The sequence below is a fragment of the Bifidobacterium sp. B4081 genome, assembly GCF_026537335.1.
Lineage (GTDB): Bacteria > Actinomycetota > Actinomycetes > Actinomycetales > Bifidobacteriaceae > Bombiscardovia.
Genome location: NZ_JAFNMM010000005.1, coordinates 132,478 through 149,832, shown reverse-complemented (window position 1 = coordinate 149,832; position 17,355 = coordinate 132,478). Strand labels below are relative to the sequence as shown.

The window sequence follows — 17,355 nt, the reverse complement described above, 5'->3', positions numbered from 1 at the left end:
TCCCATTCCGAACCCGGAAGCTAAGACCCAGCACGGCAATGGTACTGCACCCGGAAGAGTGTGGGAGAGTAGCACACCGCCGCCATCACACGGATATTGAAGGACCCATGCAGGCACACTCCTGCACGGGTCCTTTCTTTTTACGCGCATCAGCACAAACACGCCACTGAATGGAGCCCAAGCTTGGGCACGTTGCCAGATGATGGTTTGTTCGATTCAATCAGATAAAGTGGTCTGCTCATTTTGATGAGGCAGCTGATGCGAACTGATAGGAGGATCCCGGTGTCGAGCCGATGATCAGAACTTTGGGTGATTACTATGCGGCCAAGAACATGGCCGACCAGCATCTCATTCATTCAGGCTTGGACTACACGCTTATCGAGCCAGGCAGCCTGACCGAAGATGAGGGTACGGGGCATATTGAGTTCTCCCACTCGGGGTCTGGAAAGATGCCGATTCATGATGTGGCCAGGTGCCTGGTGGATTGTATCGATACCAGGCAGAGCATTGGCCATGCTTGCAACATCCTGTGCGGTGACACGCCGATCAGGGAAGCCCTGATTGACGGAGCATGATTGAGTAGTGAGTAGTGTAAGTACATGGTTGTTGTCCGCCCAGGTGTTTTCTGATTCGTAGATAGCGAGACCAGAGTCAAGCCGGTCTTCGGTGGTTGACCGGGGCGGACAGACAGTAGTAGTAAGTGTGATCGGCATCCTGCCGAAACACGGAATGGAAATTCAGAAGTGGTATCGCTCATACCGGTTCTGATTAATGAGACAGCAGGTGGAGCGGCCTGCATTCATACGTCCCCTATCAACGGACTTAAGACAACAATACACACCAGTCTCGGTGGACCTCAATCAACTTACTCTTTCTTGTAAAGGAGGTTGGGCGATGGAGACCGGATTCAAGAAGTCGCTGATTGGGTATTTGCTCAATCGTCGCGATTTTGTTCGTGGATCGGAGCTCTCGTCTGCTCTCAAAGTATCGACCAAGACCATTTCCCGGGCCGTCAGACAGATTAATCAGCAAAGCGGTCAGCATGGACTTATCGAGGCCAAGCGCGGTCGTGGGTACCGGTTGCGCAATCCGGACGCCGTTTCCCTTGGTGACGTAGGATGTGCCTTAGGCGACGCCAACATTGATGTCAGCCATCTTTCATCCATTGAACGTCGCGATGAAATCGTCAAGCGTCTGTTGATCACGGCACCACAGAAGTATCGGATGAGCGAGCTGTGGGGGAAGTACTATATCGGCGACTCCTCCATGTCCACCGACTTGCGCTCGCTGCGCCTGATACTGGGCAGGTTTCGTCTGTCCCTGGAACGAGTCAGCGGGTATGTCTGGGTCGAGGGTGCCGAAGCGGATATCCGGCGGGCCATCAGCAGCCTTTTCGTCAATGAGGGCGACCTGGCAAACCATCAATTCATGCAGCCAAACCAGAGCATAGAGCAGCGCGATGCCGCCTTCGTCAACAAGCAACTCGATCTGATCGAGGAGCTGATCCATGCGGAGATTCCCTACCCTTACCGGGTTAACATCTTCACCCACCTGTACATACTCATAGAACGCTTTCGCAGGGTGGGTTCCCTGATGGAGGACACGTCCTGTCCGGAGGGTTACGGAGGGCCGGAGGAGCATTCCAAGGTCATGGACGTGTGCCGGTCCGTGATTGATAATGTCAAGATGTACCTGGATGCCGACCTTCCAGATGCCGAGATCTACTACCTCTACCAGTATCTGACCTCCTCAAGGATCGAAGGCGGCCTGTCGACCCCGGCCAAGATTCCTGAAGAGGTGCGCTCGGCTACCCAGTATCTGATCGAACAGGTGGCGCTGGATCCCCGCTATAGGGATATCGATAGCCGAGAGTTGTTCTCCGGTCTGGCCAAGCACATGAAGCCCCTCCTGAATCGGCTGCAGAACAAGATCAAGGTCAACAACAACCTGTTGGAGCAGATTCGCCTGGAGTACCCCCACCTTTTCCGGACGGTTCAGGATGCCACGAAACGGTTGGAGGAACGTTTTGGCCTTAACCACATCGACGGGGAGGAGGTCGGGTTCATCACGGTCTATTTTGCGCAGGCAGTCGAGAACCTGCGCACGCCTGTCAATATCCTGCTGGTCTGCACCACAGGTCTAGGCACGGCACAGCTGCTCCGTTCCAAGATCGAACGCCGGTTCTCCGACCTGAACATCGTGGAAACGGTAGCGATCAAGGACATCGACGCTGTGCTGGACATGCATCATGAAATCGGCCTGGTGGTCTCGACTGTCGGTCTTCCCGAGAGCCTGACCATGCCCACGCTGGTTGTCAGCGCCATGCTGACCATCGAGGATCAGGAACGGCTTGAGCGTATGGCCGATCAGGTTCGCAGTGGGGAGGCTGATCGATGAGAACGATTATGGAATGGGAGCCAGATCTGGGCAAGGCATCAGTCGGTGCTTTCGAATTCTTTGATTGGGTGATTGGCTACCTGTCCGATCTGGGATTGGTCAAGAAGCCGGGCCGTCTTCGTGAGCGGCTGGTGGACCGTGAAGCCGCAGGCAGCACCTTGGTCGGAGCCAATCTGGCCAACCCCCATGCGCAGTTATCCGAGATCAGCGAATGCCTCATTTTCTATATCAAATTGTGCGACCCAATCCTGAACTGGGACGGCAGGCATGACGTGGACCGGATTCTGGTCACTCTCCTGCCGGAGAAGCCCGATGGCAGGGACCTGGTGAGATTGCGGATGCTTTACCGGCGCATGGCCGATGAGGCCTTCATGAATGTGCTTCAGTCGGGCGCGGATACAGATGTTCAGCAGATATTACTGACAGAAGGGAAATGATTGTGGATTCAGCATCACTCAGTGAGGCGATCGATGCACGGACAGTGGTCACCGGACTCAAGGCCGATACCAAGGAAGAGGTATTCGCGGAACTGGCTCAGCGACTGCATGATGCCGGATACATAGATTCGGTGGATGAGTTCCTCAAGGCCATCCATGAGCGCGAAGCCCAGGGTGCCACGGGTATCGGCGAGCACGTGGCCATACCTCATGGCAGGAGTGACACGGTGAAGAGGAACGGGGTCGCCATCGCCATACTCGATCACGAGATCGAGTGGGAATCGTTGGATGATACCGGTGCCAAGGTGGTGGTCCTCTTTGCTGTCGGTGCTGATGACGAGGGTTCCAAACGGCACCTTCAACTGCTTTCTGAATTCGCACGCAAACTTGCCAAGGCCGATGTTGTCCGTGATCTTCTCCAGGCGACCAGTAAGGACCAGGTCGTAGCGGCCCTGACCAAATGAAGCATTGTCAATACGGAAAAAGAAGAAAGAAGGAGTAATCAATTATGAAGATCGTTGGGGTGACTGCATGCACCATCGGCATTGCACACACGTATCTGGCCCAGCAGAAGCTGGAGGATGCAGCCAAGGCCGCGGGTGATGACATCAAGATTGAAACCCAGGGCACCATCGGTATCGAGAATGCTTTGACGGCGGAAGACATCAAGCAGGCGGATGTGGTCATCCTGGCCATCGATATCAAGATCGCCGACGAGGAGCGTTTCAAGGGGAAGAAAGTGGTCAAGGTCTCCACGGAAACCGCCATCAAGTCCCCCAACAAGCTCATCGCCAAGCTTCACGAAATCAGCGGAAAGTAAACCAAGCGGACGCAACCATGCGGACAAGGAAGTCATCATGAAACAATTTATGAAGAAGGCCAACTTCAAGGGCCACCTCCTGACGGCCATTTCCTACATGATTCCGATTGTATGTGGTGCCGGCTTCATCATCGCCATCGGTATGGCATTCGGCGGCAAGGCCCAGGACAGTCTGGTCATGGGGAAGTTCGACCTCTTCCAGGCGCTGGCCACACTGGGCGGCAAGGCTCTGGGCCTTCTGCCCGTCATCATCGCCATCGGCATCGCCTTTTCAATTGCTGGCAAGCCCGGCATCGCGCCCGGCTTCGTGACCGGCCTGGCGGCAGTGGCCATCAGTGCCGGTTTCATCGGAGGCATTATCGGTGGATACATCGGAGGCTGGCTGGCCTTTGCCGTACTCAGGTATGTCAAGGTGCCGAGCTGGGCCAAGGGACTCATGCCCACCCTGATCGTGCCCTTCCTGGCATCCCTTCTGAGCGGCCTGATCATGGTCTATATTGTCGGTACCCCCGTGGCCTGGTTCACCACCTGGCTGACCAACCTGCTGACCAGCATGAATGGCACCTCCAACCTGATCTTCGGTGGCGTCCTGGGTGCGCTCAGCATCGTCGATTTCGGCGGTCCCATCAACAAGACGGCCTTCGCCTTCGCCCTGACCCTCCAGGCCCAGGGCATCAACGGCCCCGTCACCGCCCTCCAGTTGACCAACACCGCAACCCCCATCGGCTTCGGTTTCGCCTACCTGGTGGCCAAGCTCCTGCGCAAGCGGATCTACACCCATGAAGAAGTCGAGACCTTGAAGTCGGCCGTGCCCATGGGCGCGGTCAACATTGTCGAAGGTTCGATCCCCATCGTCATGAATGACCTGGTCAGGGGCATCGTGGCCGCCGGTCTTGGTGGCATGTGCGAGGGGGCCATCCTCATGTCCCTCTCCGACGGCAAGGGTGCAACCGTCCCCTTCGGCGGCTTCCTGATGCTGCCGACCATGGGTGCCAAGTGGTGGGTCGGCCTCCTGGCCATCGCCGCCAACATTCTGGTGACCGGTATCGTCTACGCCCTGATCAAGAAGAACATCCCCGAAGGTGCCGATGAGCCCGTGGCTGCCGGAGCCGAGGATGAAGAGGATCTGAACCTGGACGATATCCAGGTAATATGAATCAATCAAAGGAAATGCAATCCATAATGACAGCAACAAGTACACAGGCACTGGCAACGCGTTCGCGGCGGATTCAACTGGCCCCCTCGCTGATGACCATGGATCTGGATCAGTTCAGGGAGCAGATCGGCTTCCTGAACAGCAGGGTCAACCTCTATCACATCGACATCATGGATGGTCACTTCGTGCCCAACATCACCTTGTCACCGTGGTTCATTGAGCAGACGCGCAAGATCTCCGATCTGCCCATGTCGGCTCATCTGATGGTGACCGATGCCCCCTTCTGGGTCCAGCAGCTGATTGATATCAAGTGCGAGATGATCTGCATTCCGGTCGAGGTCTCCAACGGGGTGGCGTTCCGGTTGATCGACCAGATCCACGATGCCGGTCTCAAGGCCGGCATGGTGCTCAACCCGGAGACACCGGTTGAGACCATCATGCCCTATATCGACCTGCTGGACAAGGTCACCATTATGACCATCGATCCGGGGTTCGCCGGGCAGCGCTTCCTGTCCGTCTGCCTGGGCAAGATCGTCCAGTTGCGCAAGATGCGAGACGAGCATGGCTACGGTTACCAGATCGAGATGGACGGGTCCACCAACCTGGCGCATTGGAAGCTGATTTCGGATGCTGATCCGGACATCTATGTAATCGGTCGCTCCGGCCTGTTCGGCCTGACTGACCGGATTGAGGATTCCTGGGATCAGATGGTCCGCGAATATGAGGAATCCACGGGCTACCGGTTCGACAACGGTTGTTACGTCAGCCAGAACTGAGGAGGAAACCATGGCGGCAGAATTTACCTTTATCATTTCCGACCCTGAGGGCATGCATGCCAGGCCCGCTGGAAGGCTGGTCGAGGAGGCGCAGAAGTACCAGTCCGCCATCACCTTGGATGACAATGGCACCACGGCGGACGCCAAGCGAATCTTTGCGGTCATGGCCTTGGGCGCGAAGCAGGGCGATGTGATTGACGTGACTGTCGATGGTCCGGACCAGGACAAGGCAGCCCAGGAACTCCAGGCTTTCTTCAAGGAGAATCTATGAGGAAGCTGAAAGGTACCGGCGTCTCGGCCGGCATAGCCATCGGACCCATCAAGGTACTGGAGGAAGCCGGCCAGGTGGAACGTCGCACGGTTGACGACCCTCAGGCCGAGATTGAGCGCTTCCACCAGGCTCAGCAGATCTCCATGGACCAGCTGGCCAGGCTTCGTGAGGATACAGCAGCCAGGCTCGGCGAGGACAAGGCTGAACTCTTTGACACCCACCGGCTCATGCTCAAGGATCCGGACTATGTGGAGGGGATTGAAGGGCAGATCCGGTCGGACAAGGTCAACGCCGAGTTCGCGGTGGATGCCACCGCGCAGAGGTTTGCTGATATGTTCGCCGCCATGGACTCTCCGTATATGCAGGCCCGGGCGGCCGATGTGAAGGATGTCTCCCGGCGATTGATCGATAATCTGGGTTCAGGGGTTCAGGCAGGGCAACAGGACCAGGCGACCATCATCATGGCTTCCGACCTGGCCCCCAGCCAGACCGCCCAGATGGACCCCTCCCAGGTGCTCGGCTTCGCCACCAGCCAGGGCTCGGCCAACTCGCATACTGCCATCCTGGCCAGGACCATGGGGTTGCCGGCCGTCATCGGCCTTGGTCAGAGTCCCAGGCCCGAGGACCAGGGGCTGACCGCCATTGTGGATGGCAGCCAGGGCCTGGTGCTGATCGACCCCGACAAAGAGACCCTGGGGTCCTACGAGGCCCGGCAGCGGGAGTACCGGAAACGCATGCAGCGTCTCCAGGAACTCAAGGGCAAGCCCACCAGGACCAAGGAGGGCCAGGAGGTCCATCTTTACGCAAACATCGGGAGGCCTTCGGACCTGGATGCGGTAGAAGCCAACGATGCCGAGGGGGTCGGTCTCTTCCGCAGCGAGTTCCTCTACCTGGAAAGCGATGACTTCCCGACTGAGGAGTTCCAGTTCCAGGCCTATAAGGAGGTCGCCCAGCGGATGGGTGACAAGCCGGTCATCATCCGCACCTTGGATATCGGTGCCGACAAGCAGGTCGGGTACTTCGGTCTGGAGCAGGAGGCCAATCCTGCCCTGGGATACCGGGCCATCCGCATCTGCCTGACCAGGCCGGAGATCTTCAAGGTGCAGCTCAGGGCCATCCTGCGGGCTTCCGCCTTCGGTAACATCGCGATCATGCTCCCCATGATCACCTCCACCACTGAGGTCGACCAGGCCAGGGTCATCATTGATCAGGTCAAGAGTGAGTTGCGTGGTAAGGGTGTGGACTTCAGAGAGGATATCCAGGTGGGTATCATGATCGAGACCCCGGCCTCGGTCATCATGGCTCCCGAGTTGGCCCGGAAGGTGGACTTCTTCTCCATCGGGACCAACGATCTGACCCAATACACCCTGGCATGCGACCGACAGAATCCAAATCTCGGGCAGTTCGCCGACCCGCACTCGCCGGCGGTTCTGCGCATGATTCACATGACCGTGGACGCGGCCCACCGTGCCGGCATCTGGTGTGGCATATGTGGTGAGCTGGGTGCTGATCGGGCTCTGACCAAGACCTTCCTGGATGACGGTCTGGACGAACTTTCGGTATCTCCGACAAGCGTCCTGCCGGTCAGGGAGGCTATTCGCTCCCGCTGATTGCGATATTCGGATTGAGAGCCGGAAACCCCTGATTCGAATCAGATCCCAATGGGGACTTCTTGACGGAGGTCCCCATTCTCATATTCGGCAAACGGTTGTCAGTCCGGATTTCGTGCATTCGCAATGATTCATGAAACCAAGGGGCTGTCGTCGGGTCAGATTCGTCCAGACGGTTATGCGTCTGATTGATGTGGCGTTTCCCGCCGGATGCACGGTGAGAGTAAGGGCCAACCATTCTCGGTTCGTCAAATCGATGATGCGGGTACATCACTGACGGGTAGGACAAGGCTCCTACTGGCTTGGTAGGGGTCCTGATTCTCGGCGGCTGCCTCCATCTGCCGGCAGAGGTTGGACGCGGCCTGCTCGCCCAGTGCCGTCGGGTCCTGTTCCAGCAGGTAAATGTTTTTCTGCACATATTGGGACCACTCCCAGTCGTCGAAACTGACCAGGCCGAGGTCATCGGGGAAGTTCAGTTTCAGCCGCTTCAGGGATGTCAGCGTCTGGAAGAGGAGTGGCCCCATCAGTGATACCAGCAGGGTTCGGGATCCGGCCTTCTGTGCGGACCCACCGATCTCATTGCACAGTCTATCGTCGAGCCAGTTTGCATCGTGATCGCCAACTTCGATGCGGACCGCCCGCTTCTTGAGTGCCTGGGCGGCCCTGGTGAATCTGCTCCTTCGTCCTGCCCAAGGCCACCCTGGTAGGCAGGGTTGTAGCTTTCATCGGAGCCCCGGATATTGCCATGCTGCTCTCCCTCTGCTTCGCCATCTGGTCTATGGGATATGCGCGTGGCAAGCGGATGCCTGAAATCGCGGGTTCGATGGCTGAATCCGTCAAGCAGATCGCCATGATGCTCCTTATCATCGGTGGCGGTGGTGCCTTCAAGCAGGTCCTGGTAGATGGAGGCATATCCGATTACATATCCACCATGTTCGCCAACATCAACATGCCTCCCCTGATTGCCGCCTGGTTGGTGGCGGCGGTTCTCAGGGTCTGCCTGGGTTCCGCAACCGTCGCGTCCCTGACCGCCGCAGGCCTTGTGGCACCCCTGATGGCCATGTCGCCGGTCAACCCGGCACTGATAGTTCTGGCCGTGGGCGCCGGTTCGGTTGTGGCTGATCATGTTAACGATGCGGGCTTCTGGATGATCAAGGAGTACTTCGGTCTCAGTCTCAAGGAGACCTTCATGTCATGGACCTCGGTGACCACGGTCCTTTCCGTGACAGGTCTGGCTTCCGTCCTTTTGCTCTCGCTGGTGGTCTGAACGGAAGCCAGTGCCTCTGTATGGCACAGGATCGGATCATCCCCTGAGGGACTGGTCCTGTGCCGGCTGGGAGGTGAGTGTGAGGATCTCATCCAGCCGGGCCGGCGACCTGGTCAGTTCATAGGCGGTCCCGAGAGGTTTCAGGACCTCCTTCACTCTGTTTTCGTCAGCGTCGATGGCGCGGAGAGTGCGTCCGTCCATGGAGACAGGCAGGCCTGCTGCGGTCAGAAGCTTCAGCGCCTGCTCCCATTCCTCCGTCTTGATGACCAGGGAGTGGTGGCCGCCGACAATCTGCTCCACGTCGCCCCTCGCCTGGACCTGGCCATGTGCCAAGACCATGCATTGGTCGCATTGGCTGGCTTCGGCCATGTAATGGGTGGTGACCAGGACACCTACGCCCTGATCGGCCTTCCGGTGGAGTTCACGCCAGAGCCTCATGCGGGAGACGGGATCCATCCCTGAGGTTGGCTCGTCCAGGATGAGCAGGTCCGTGTCATGGCCGGCGGCCAGGGTGTAGGCAAGCAGCCGTTGGGCACCCAGGGGCAGATTGCCCACCGGCGTCCGGCCCAGGGAGCGGGCGTACTTGGCGGTCCATCCCTGTGGGCTTGTGCCGTAAACGTCAGCTGTGAACTGTGCGTTCTGCCATGCCGTGAGGGTGGGGTAGAGCCCCATGCCTTGGGGAACGTAGCCGATTCGTCTGCGTGATTCCAAGGAAGGGGGCCCGCCAAGCAGGAGGGTGGATCCCTGGTTGGCCTGTTCCAGCCCCAGGAGAATGCGCATGAGCGTGGTTTTGCCCGCACCATTCCCACCGATCAGACCGATGATCTGACCGGGCTTGACTTGGAGGGAGACATCGTTCAGGGCTGTGAAGGATCCGAACTGCTTGACTACGTCCGTGGCCTGGATCAGTACCCGATCCGTGGTGTTTCCTGGACCTTTTCCACCAGGTTCGCCAGGTTCCCCGCCTGGCTGGGGGTGATTGGCGGTGTCCACATTCGGTGCCGCGGCCCGGGGGTTTGATCGGCAGTCCGCCCTGGTCATCCTGGAGCAGATAGGCGATGCTGGCGTTTTCCAAGTCGAAACCGGTCCTAGTGAACCCTTCCGGGGTCCTCTCATCACCTGCTGCGGTCCAGGCCAGAGCCGTATCGGCCCTGCGCCAGTTGTGGAAGGCCGAGGGGGCGGGCCTGTCCTGGAGACTGGATCCGAAGAACGAATCCCGGGTCATTTGCTTCCCGACCGAAGCCGGGGCCTGCCAGAGTCTGCCGGGGGCCTTGGCACAGATGTCCTCGGCCCTGCCTTGGGCAAGAACCTTGCCGTCGTTCATCAGATAAAGGCTGGCGCACCGTTCGGCCTCGTCCAGATAGGTGGTGGCGAAGACCACCGTCTTTCCATCCGCCGCCTGGGCCGAGATCAGGGTCCAGATTCCTTCGCGGCTGGCGGGGTCGACCCCGGTCGTCGGCTCATCCAGGAGCAGGAGGTCGGGCTCATGCAGGGCGGCCATGATGAAGCCGAGCTTCTGACGCATTCCTCCGGACAGGTTCCGTCCCGTCGTATCTCGGGCATAGGTGAGGCCGGCGTCGGCCAGGAGGCCTTCTATCCTGTTCCGAGCCAGGCTGGAATCCATCCGATAGGCCGAGGCGATGAAACGCATGTTCTCGATGACCGACATGTCGCGCCAGACGCCCGAATCCGCAGGCTGATACCCTATGTCCTTCTTGTCGGGCAGGCCGTGGACGCTTCCTGATTGCAAAGGGGCCCGTCCGGCCAGCAGCTTGAGCAGGGTGGATTTGCCTGCCCCGTCCCCACCGGTCAATGCCGTTACCTGGCCGGGGAGGAAGCTCCCGGAGAATCCCTGGAGGGCATGGATGACCCCGTAGGAGACCCTGGCCTTGTCAAGGGTTACAGGCTCACGGTTCATCGTGCACCCCCATGGGTCAGTACATTGCGCAGCCGCAGAGTGGCGGCTGAGAAGATGACGGCGGCCTCACCAGCCAGGATGACCAGTGGAAGCCAGAGGGATCCCCAGGAGGCACCGCGCAGCATGGTGCCCTGGGCCAGTTCGTTGAACCAGGTGAGTGGCAGGAGGTAGCCGATCCAGCGCACCGAGGCGGCCATGGACTCCAGGGGGAAGATGATGCCACTCAGCAGCATCTGCGGCATGACCAGCATCATGGCCATCTGTACGGCCTGACCTGAGTTCTGTGACACGGTTGAGATGAAGATGCCCAGTCCCAGGACCACAAAAAGGAAGAGTAAGGTCCCTAGCAGGAAGACCCAGATATCACCTCGGAAGGGCAGGTCGAAAACGGCCATGCCAATCAGCGTGATGATGGCCATGTCGATCAGGGCCAGAAGCAGGTAGGGGGCGATCTTGCCGATGATGACCGCTCCGGGCTTCAGAGGCATGACCGCCAGCTGTTCCAAGGTGCCCTGCTCGCGCTCGCGGACCAGGCCGATGCTGGTGATCATGGTGCCGATCAGGGTCATGATCAGGCCAATCAGTCCGGGAATCATAACGAAGGAGGTCTTCAGGTCCGGGTTGAAGAGGACGGTCACGTTGTCCTCTCCCGTCTCGGTTGCACTTGCCGGGTCGGGCAGGTCGGCTTCCGGTACCTGAACCGGATCCAACTGCGGTGGGGCAGGCATAGGCGGGGCGGGTTGGCCCTGAGTCGTAGCGGCCTGTGCCTGGCTCTGGTAATTCTGCATCTGTCTCAGATAGTCCTGCAGGCCCTGCTTCTCCTGCTGGGCCGCAGCCTTGCGGGATTCCACGGCCTGCGATCTGGTGGCGGCTATCTGGTCCTTGGCCTCCTCGGCGTTCAGCTGGAGGAAAGTTCGTTTGGCGGACTGTGCAGCGAAGAGGCCGGAACCATCAAGATACACCTTGGTCCGGTTGGAAAGCAGATCCTTGCCCTGGTCCTGCTGGTCCTCCCTGACGACGATGACGGCATCGACCTTCCTGTCTCGGAGCAGGCTTGTGGCATCCTTTTCGCCGTGCTGCGTCGGATCCACGGTGACGATATCCATGCCGTCCTTGGCGGCGTCAAAACCCTTGACCTTCTCGGACACGGATTGAGCCCCGTCGCCGATGACGGCAACGGAGATCCTGTCGACTGAGAAATTGGCGGCGTATCCGAAGATGAACAGGAGCAGGATGGGCATGGCTATCAGCATGGCAACCGTGCGCTTGTCGCGCATCAGCTCTCTGAATTCCTTGATGATCAGCGCCTTCACGGTGCACCTCCTTATTGGTGAATCAAGCGAGCGGCCATACGCCGGGAAGCCGACCCCGGTCTGACCGTTGCACAGGGAATCATGACGAAGCTATTAATTCCTTGGTTGGCGAATAAAATCATAGCACTATATTCATCAAGCGGTGAATATTGTTTTTTCTTGATAGACTGACCGGGTGCGGTGATACCCAATAAGGAGAAGCGATCGGAATGGCAGAGAAATCAGCTCGTGAGGGAATCAGCCGGAAAGAAGCTTCGGAATCTCATGAGGTTGAGGTTTCCGCAACATCTCTGCGTCACCGACGTGGCCGACCTGGAGGAAAGAGGGCGTCAACAACCTATGATGATATCCTCTCGGCGGCGAGATATGAGTTTTCGCGTCAGGGCTTCGACAAGGTAACCCTGCGGGCCATTGCCCGCCGTGCAGGCTGCGACCCCAAGCTCATCCACTACTATTTCGGCGGTAAGGACGAGCTCTTCACCAAGGCGGCACAGCAGATCATCGGGGATAGCCATCTCCTCGACCTGTTCATTCAGCAGGACGCCAAGCGTGCGTCCTCCGTAGATGGCTCCTTGGGCGTTACCTTGATAAGGGCCTTTCTGAAGTTCATGGAAACGACCGAACCTGGCGAGGCCTACCTTTCGCTCGTGCGCAATGCGGGCCGGGACGACCACGCCCGAGACCTGATGGTCGCCCTCGTACGAGGGGAGCTGACCAGTGACCGGCTCAAAGCCATCAAAACCGACAGGATCGAAAAACGCATGGTACTGGTGGGGTCGCAGATGCTTGGTTTAATAATAGCCCGCGATGTTTTCCGGGTGGAGCCCTTGGCTTCGATGTCGCCTGGTGCGCTGGCTCGTATCATCGGTCCCACGCTGGATCGATATCTCTACGCCGACCTGTGCTGGTGAGTTCGCGCCAAGGAACAGGTCCGCAGGTCTCGCGGCCAGATGGCAGCGGAACCTCCGGGACATCTTCGGTTGAAGGCGCCTGATTGCCGGGAGGATGCAGGCCGATCAACGTATCTGTCAGAACAGGCCGTTTCCGTTCCGGGATTGTATGCCTTCTACATTGTGCTCGATGACGTCCCAGTGCTCAGCCAGCTGGCCGTCCTGCAGCCGGTAGATGTCGCAGACCTTGTTGACATGGCCGTTCTTCAGCGTGCACTTGAAGAAGACGTACACCATGTCGTCCTCGCCGTTCAGCCTGATGATCTCGATTTGCGGGCCCAAGGACAGGAAGCCCTTGATGAATTCCAGGAAGCCTGCCTTCCCGTCGGCGCAGGTGGGGTTGTGCTGGATATAGTCGTCCCGCATGAACCTGTCAATGTTGCTGGTATCTCCTCGGCTGAAGACCTGGTCGTAAAATACCTGCACCAGGGATTTGTTGGCTGTCGTCTCGCTTTCGGTCATCATGAACCTCCGCTTTCTGCCTGTACATAGGCTTTCGAGTTTCTTCATGATAGGTGTTTTCGCTCAGGCTAGTAAGCACATCCGAAATCACGTTGAGCAGGTGGGTAGTGGCTGACGGGAAGTGGTCTCAGGCCTTGAACCGGCGCTCATCGTTCATGGTGGCGAAGTTCAGGCCGATCAGGATGCCGCCGCCTACGTAGTTGCCCAGCATGGCCACCAGGACCACCAGGATCGCCTTCCAGGCATTGACCTGCCCGAAGACGCCCAGGATAAGGAAGAGGGCCGAATCCGCTATCGAGTGCTCGAACCCGCAGAAGGCGAAGACGAAGACGGCCACGACCATGATGATGCACTTGGTGAAGTCGTTGGAAAGCTTGCCGTTGTAGACCATGAGCATGGCGATGTTGATGCAGAAGTTGCACAGGATGCCACGTACGAACAGGTCGGCGAACCCCATAGGGCCGCCGGAGATGTAGCCGGTCTTGGTCGCCGCGGCTGTCAGCATCTGGTCCAGGGTCGGCCCGCTAACGATAGATGAAAAACGGAGGATCACGGCCACGACCAGGGCTCCTGCCAGGTTGCCCAGAAGGCAGAGGACCAGGATCCGCAGGGAGGCCAGCCAGCCCAGGCGCTTGTGATAGGCGCCTATGGTGACCACCATCATGTTGGAGGTCAGCAGTTCGGAGTTGGTGTAGTAGATCAGGACCAGGGCCCAGCCGAAGGTGGTCGCCGCCAGAACACGGCCTGCCAGGATCAAGCCGTGGTCGGCGGGGTTTTGCCCGGCCTGACCCATGATGACGAAGAAGGCCGTGAAGAAGATACCCACAAAGAGGCCGGCCATGGTGGCTCGCTGCATGTACTTGCCGGTCAGGGCGCCGCTCATGGTCTTCTTGCTCTCAACCACGTCCAGGACGGTGCTGATGAAGGCCCGCCCGGGGAAGAGGGGTTGCCTGTTCTGCTGGTCTGTCATCTGATTGGGCTGCTCATTCACGGGGTTCATTATGGCATCCCCAAGTAAAGAGGGACCGCCCTTAAGGCCAGACTGTGCGGGAATTCACTTCTTTGCCAGTGTCACTACCTCACTCGGTGCGCAGGGCGGTGGCAGGATCCTGCTTGGCTGCCTTTCGTGAGGGGATCAGACCGCCGATCAGGGTCAGAACCACACTCAGAATGACCAAAGCTATACCGCCTGAGGCAGGCAGGGCGGCGTTGACCTCGGTGGTCCCCATGAAGTGGTGCATGATGCTGTTGGCCGGAATGATCAGCAGCAGGGTGATGCCCACTCCCAGCAGGCCCGCCAGAAGTCCGATGAGGCCGGTCTCGGCGTTGAAGACGTTGGAGACGTTCCGTTTGGAGGCGCCCATGGCGCGCAGGATGCCGATCTCCTTGGTCCGTTCCAGAACCGATATGTAGGTGATGATGCCGATCATGATGGAGGAGACCACCAGCGAGACCCCGACGAAGGCTATCAGCACGTAAGTGATGACGTTGATGATGGTGGTGACCGAATTCATCATCAGGCCCACGTAGTCGGTATAGACGATCCTGTTCTTCTTCGCGGCCTTGTCGTTGTAATGCTTGATGGAGTCACCCACGGAATTCTTGTTCTCGAAGCTGTCTGTGTAGATGCTGATGCGGGAGGGGGCGTCCCGGGAGATCAGGCCGAAGTCGCTCAGGTTGTCGGCGTAGGTGCCAGTGGAGACGTACTGGTTGTATATGGCGACCAGGGCATCCTGCGGGGCGGTGGCGATGTACTGGTCGAAGGCCTGGGCTGTCTGCTGTTCGGCAGAGGCCCCCGCGGGGATGCCCGCAGAACCTTGGGCTCTTGCAGCGGCTCCGGCCCGGCCCTGGGCCTCCTGGCCGGCCATGGCCGCTGGGCTTTTCATGATCTCCTGGGCCATGCTGGCTTTCTGGCTAACGCCCAGAGATGCGATATAGGCCTTGGCATCGTTGGCCTTGGCGGCATCGTCGGCAGGGGCGAAGGCCATTCCATTGAGGACGCTGTGGCCCTGATCGGCCTCCTGGTCGGTGACGATGGGGCTGGTCTTGGCCTGGTCGATCAGGTAGTCAGTCAGCTGGCGGGTATACCCGACGCCCACTTTGAGGGGCGTGGCCTTGGCCCCCTGGTTGGGGCGGACGATGCCGACGATCCGCAGCTGCAGGCCCTGGTCGGCGGCCTTGGTCATCTGGTCTGTACTGTCGCCGATGTAGTGGTAGTGGCCGTCGGTCCCCTTGGCATACTGGTCCGCGGCGGGCACCAGGGAGAGCTTCTGGTCCATGGCCTTGGCGTATTCGATGGGCTTGGTGTCGACCTTGACCTCCTGGCCGCTGTTGAGCTTGTTCATCATGTCGGTGTACTGGCTGGAGGGGAGGATGCCCAGCTTGTAGAGGCTGGTGACGGGCATTTGGTTGTTCTTGTCGAGCACCAGGACCACCTGGTCCTTGGCCTTAGGCCAGGTGCCGTTCACCACCTGGTAGTTGTCGGTCACCACCTTGCTGATGGTGGTCTTGGCATCGGCCCCTGGCATGATCTCACCGAAGATCTCCGGGGCCTTGTTCTTCTCGGTCTTGCCGGTCAGGTAGGACATCTGTTTGGACTGGATGTCGCCCATGTCGCTGTCGGTGTTGGCCGTGGCCATCTGGCTGGCGGTAGAGCTGGCGGCATCCTGCCCATTCATGGTCACCTTGTCCGCAGAGACCAGCTTGCCGTCCGGGTCGTGCTCGAAGACCGAGAACTTGGTGGCATAGGAGTACTGGATGCCCACGGACCCCACGTACTGGTGGATTTCGCTCCTGGGATTATCCAAGTATTTTTTGAAGTTGGTCAGGTTGTTCTGGGTGATGCTGCTGGTCAGGCTGGAGGCCCCCTTGATGCTGGAGTCGTCCGGCTGGATGGCCTTGAGATCCTTGTGGGCTTCGGCCTCCTTCTGGGATTCCTGGGCAGAGTCCGCTATCTTGTTCAGGTCGAAGGACTGCTCCTGAATAGTAATGGGGTAGGAGGTCATGGTCTCCCGCTGCACCCTGTCGATGTAGCGGTTGACTCCGGTGGACACCGACAAGATCAGGGCGATGCCGATGATGCCGATGGATCCAGCGAAGGCTGTGAGTGCAGTTCGGGCCTTTTTGGTTCGAAGATTGTTGAAGCTCAACGACAGGGAGGTCAGCAGTCCCATGGAGGCCTTGCCGAAGGTGCGGTGGCGGGCCCGGCGGATGGGCACCTGGTCGTCGGGCAGGGGGTCGGAGTCGCTGATCACAGAGCCGTCGTGCAGCTCCACGATCCTGGTGGCGTACTGGTGGGCCAACTCGGGGTTGTGGGTGACCATGACCACAAGCCGGTCCTGGGCCACCTCCTTGAGCAGGTCCATAATCTGGATGGAAGTCTCGGAGTCCAGAGCTCCGGTGGGTTCGTCGGCCAGGAGGATGCGGGGGTTGTTGACCAGGGCTCTGGCGATGGCCACCCGCTGCATCTGCCCGCCCGAGAGCTGGTTGGGTCGCTTGTTCACGTGCTGGCCCAGCCCCACCTGCTCCAGGGCCTGCCTGGCCCGCTCCCGCCGCTCCTGCCGGTGCACGCCGGAGATGGTCAGGGCCAGCTCCACGTTGGACAGTATGCTCTGGTGAGGGATCAGGTTGTAGCTCTGGAAGACGAATCCCACAGTGTGGTTGCGGTAGGAGTCCCAGTCCCGGTCCTTGTACTTTTTAGTGGAGGTGCCGTTGATGATCAGGTCGCCCTGGTCGTAGCGGTCCAGCCCGCCGATGATGTTGAGCAGAGTGGTCTTGCCGGAACCGGAGGGGCCCAGGATGGCCACGAACTCGTTGTCGCGCAGGTTGACGCTGACATCATTCAAGGCCTGCTGGACGAAGTCCCCTGTTTTGTATTGTTTGGAGATGTGTTCGATCTGCAGCACCGTAGTCCTCCGCTTTCTGGATTCTCAATGGCTCAATGGCATGGGCTTATGGACTCTTGGAGTGCCAGCTTAC

The 17,355-nt window shown here is 59.0% G+C and carries 17 protein-coding genes and 1 pseudogene; 11 read left to right on the top strand and 7 right to left on the bottom strand.

Going from position 1 to position 17,355, the window contains the following annotated elements:
- Nucleotides 1-293 precede the first annotated feature (293 nt).
- The 9 genes from J3T92_RS08560 to ptsP all read left to right on the top strand — a co-directional run bounded on the left by J3T92_RS08560 (nucleotide 294) and on the right by ptsP (nucleotide 7,467).
- On the top strand, nucleotides 294-575 hold the full coding sequence (locus J3T92_RS08560; RefSeq protein WP_267401077.1) for an NAD(P)H-binding protein: 282 nt from the start codon (nucleotides 294-296) through the stop codon (nucleotides 573-575).
- 319 nt (nucleotides 576-894) lie between these two features.
- Complete coding sequence (locus J3T92_RS08555; RefSeq protein ID WP_267401076.1) at nucleotides 895-2,397, top strand: BglG family transcription antiterminator; 1,503 nt, start codon at nucleotides 895-897, stop codon at nucleotides 2,395-2,397.
- Nucleotides 2,394-2,834 (top strand): PTS sugar transporter subunit IIA, encoded by a 441-nt coding sequence (locus J3T92_RS08550; protein WP_267401075.1) that lies wholly within the window; start codon nucleotides 2,394-2,396, stop codon nucleotides 2,832-2,834. Before J3T92_RS08555 ends, J3T92_RS08550 begins: the two co-directional genes overlap by 4 nt.
- Complete coding sequence (locus J3T92_RS08545; protein WP_267401074.1) at nucleotides 2,831-3,298, top strand: PTS sugar transporter subunit IIA; 468 nt, start codon at nucleotides 2,831-2,833, stop codon at nucleotides 3,296-3,298. The genes J3T92_RS08550 and J3T92_RS08545 overlap by 4 nt, the downstream gene beginning before the upstream one ends.
- Before the next feature lie 44 nt (nucleotides 3,299-3,342).
- Nucleotides 3,343-3,654 carry a PTS fructose transporter subunit IIB gene (locus J3T92_RS08540; protein WP_267401073.1) on the top strand — a complete coding sequence of 104 codons (312 nt, stop codon included), beginning with the start codon at nucleotides 3,343-3,345 and terminating at the stop codon, nucleotides 3,652-3,654.
- 37 nt (nucleotides 3,655-3,691) lie between these two features.
- The gene (locus J3T92_RS08535; protein ID WP_267401072.1) at nucleotides 3,692-4,810 is read left to right on the top strand and encodes a PTS fructose transporter subunit IIC; all 1,119 of its coding nucleotides are present in this window, start codon (nucleotides 3,692-3,694) and stop codon (nucleotides 4,808-4,810) included.
- Between the two features lie 26 nt (nucleotides 4,811-4,836).
- A complete protein-coding gene (alsE, locus tag J3T92_RS08530) occupies nucleotides 4,837-5,586 on the top strand; it encodes a D-allulose 6-phosphate 3-epimerase (protein WP_267401071.1) in 750 nt (249 codons plus the stop codon).
- Between the two features lie 10 nt (nucleotides 5,587-5,596).
- Nucleotides 5,597-5,857: an HPr family phosphocarrier protein gene (locus J3T92_RS08525; protein ID WP_267401070.1), complete on the top strand. Its 261-nt coding sequence runs from the start codon at nucleotides 5,597-5,599 to the stop codon at nucleotides 5,855-5,857.
- The gene (ptsP, locus tag J3T92_RS08520; RefSeq protein WP_267401069.1) at nucleotides 5,854-7,467 is read left to right on the top strand and encodes a phosphoenolpyruvate--protein phosphotransferase; all 1,614 of its coding nucleotides are present in this window, start codon (nucleotides 5,854-5,856) and stop codon (nucleotides 7,465-7,467) included. The genes J3T92_RS08525 and ptsP overlap by 4 nt, the downstream gene beginning before the upstream one ends.
- A gap of 248 nt (nucleotides 7,468-7,715) precedes the next feature.
- Here ptsP and J3T92_RS08515 read toward each other — a convergent pair whose 3' ends face one another.
- Nucleotides 7,716-8,096 (bottom strand): substrate-binding domain-containing protein, encoded by a 381-nt coding sequence (locus tag J3T92_RS08515; protein ID WP_267401085.1) that lies wholly within the window; start codon nucleotides 8,094-8,096, stop codon nucleotides 7,716-7,718.
- 41 nt (nucleotides 8,097-8,137) lie between these two features.
- Between J3T92_RS08515 and J3T92_RS08510 the strand changes: the two genes are divergently transcribed.
- On the top strand, nucleotides 8,138-8,734 hold the full coding sequence (locus tag J3T92_RS08510) for a gluconate:proton symporter (protein WP_324123919.1): 597 nt from the start codon (nucleotides 8,138-8,140) through the stop codon (nucleotides 8,732-8,734).
- A 36-nt stretch (nucleotides 8,735-8,770) separates the two neighbouring features.
- On the opposite strand, the gene J3T92_RS08505 is transcribed toward J3T92_RS08510, so the two are convergent.
- The 3 genes and pseudogenes from J3T92_RS08505 to J3T92_RS08495 all read right to left on the bottom strand — a co-directional run bounded on the left by J3T92_RS08505 (nucleotide 8,771) and on the right by J3T92_RS08495 (nucleotide 11,965).
- Nucleotides 8,771-9,775: an ABC transporter ATP-binding protein gene (locus J3T92_RS08505; RefSeq protein ID WP_267401067.1), complete on the bottom strand. Its 1,005-nt coding sequence runs from the start codon at nucleotides 9,773-9,775 to the stop codon at nucleotides 8,771-8,773.
- A gap of 421 nt (nucleotides 9,776-10,196) precedes the next feature.
- A pseudogene (locus J3T92_RS08500) lies at nucleotides 10,197-10,652 on the bottom strand (ATP-binding cassette domain-containing protein); the annotation flags it as partial.
- Nucleotides 10,649-11,965, bottom strand: coding sequence for an ABC transporter permease (locus tag J3T92_RS08495; protein ID WP_267401064.1), 1,317 nt, complete (start codon nucleotides 11,963-11,965; stop codon nucleotides 10,649-10,651). The gene J3T92_RS08495 and the pseudogene J3T92_RS08500, both read right to left, overlap by 4 nt.
- 209 nt (nucleotides 11,966-12,174) lie before the next feature.
- Between J3T92_RS08495 and J3T92_RS08490 the strand changes: the two genes are divergently transcribed.
- Entirely contained in the window at nucleotides 12,175-12,876 is a 702-nt protein-coding gene (locus J3T92_RS08490; RefSeq protein ID WP_267401061.1) for a TetR/AcrR family transcriptional regulator, read from the top strand.
- Between the two features lie 117 nt (nucleotides 12,877-12,993).
- Here the strand turns inward: J3T92_RS08490 and J3T92_RS08485 are convergent, their stop codons facing one another.
- The 3 genes from J3T92_RS08485 to J3T92_RS08475 all read right to left on the bottom strand — a co-directional run bounded on the left by J3T92_RS08485 (nucleotide 12,994) and on the right by J3T92_RS08475 (nucleotide 17,282).
- Nucleotides 12,994-13,380: a nuclear transport factor 2 family protein gene (locus J3T92_RS08485; RefSeq protein ID WP_267401060.1), complete on the bottom strand. Its 387-nt coding sequence runs from the start codon at nucleotides 13,378-13,380 to the stop codon at nucleotides 12,994-12,996.
- 124 nt (nucleotides 13,381-13,504) lie between these two features.
- Nucleotides 13,505-14,377: a formate/nitrite transporter family protein gene (locus J3T92_RS08480; protein ID WP_220236590.1), complete on the bottom strand. Its 873-nt coding sequence runs from the start codon at nucleotides 14,375-14,377 to the stop codon at nucleotides 13,505-13,507.
- Nucleotides 14,378-14,456: 79 nt separating this feature from the next.
- Complete coding sequence (locus J3T92_RS08475) at nucleotides 14,457-17,282, bottom strand: ABC transporter ATP-binding protein/permease (RefSeq protein WP_267401059.1); 2,826 nt, start codon at nucleotides 17,280-17,282, stop codon at nucleotides 14,457-14,459.
- Nucleotides 17,283-17,355 lie beyond the last annotated feature (73 nt).

Bases quoted from the DNA above. Each gene is read 5' to 3' on its own strand.
- ptsP (WP_267401069.1), top strand. From the start codon at position 5,854: ATGAGGAAGCTGAAAGGTACCGGCGTCTCGGCCGGCATAGCCATCGGA.
- alsE (WP_267401071.1), top strand. From the start codon at position 4,837: ATGACAGCAACAAGTACACAGGCACTGGCAACGCGTTCGCGGCGGATT.
- J3T92_RS08480 (WP_220236590.1), bottom strand. From the start codon at position 14,377: ATGAACCCCGTGAATGAGCAGCCCAATCAGATGACAGACCAGCAGAAC.
- J3T92_RS08490 (WP_267401061.1), top strand. From the start codon at position 12,175: ATGGCAGAGAAATCAGCTCGTGAGGGAATCAGCCGGAAAGAAGCTTCG.
- J3T92_RS08550 (WP_267401075.1), top strand. From the start codon at position 2,394: ATGAGAACGATTATGGAATGGGAGCCAGATCTGGGCAAGGCATCAGTC.
- J3T92_RS08525 (WP_267401070.1), top strand. From the start codon at position 5,597: ATGGCGGCAGAATTTACCTTTATCATTTCCGACCCTGAGGGCATGCAT.
- J3T92_RS08560 (WP_267401077.1), top strand. From the start codon at position 294: ATGATCAGAACTTTGGGTGATTACTATGCGGCCAAGAACATGGCCGAC.
- J3T92_RS08485 (WP_267401060.1), bottom strand. From the start codon at position 13,380: ATGATGACCGAAAGCGAGACGACAGCCAACAAATCCCTGGTGCAGGTA.
- J3T92_RS08545 (WP_267401074.1), top strand. From the start codon at position 2,831: ATGATTGTGGATTCAGCATCACTCAGTGAGGCGATCGATGCACGGACA.
- J3T92_RS08535 (WP_267401072.1), top strand. From the start codon at position 3,692: ATGAAACAATTTATGAAGAAGGCCAACTTCAAGGGCCACCTCCTGACG.
- J3T92_RS08505 (WP_267401067.1), bottom strand. From the start codon at position 9,775: ATGACCAGGGCGGACTGCCGATCAAACCCCCGGGCCGCGGCACCGAAT.
- J3T92_RS08555 (WP_267401076.1), top strand. From the start codon at position 895: ATGGAGACCGGATTCAAGAAGTCGCTGATTGGGTATTTGCTCAATCGT.
- J3T92_RS08540 (WP_267401073.1), top strand. From the start codon at position 3,343: ATGAAGATCGTTGGGGTGACTGCATGCACCATCGGCATTGCACACACG.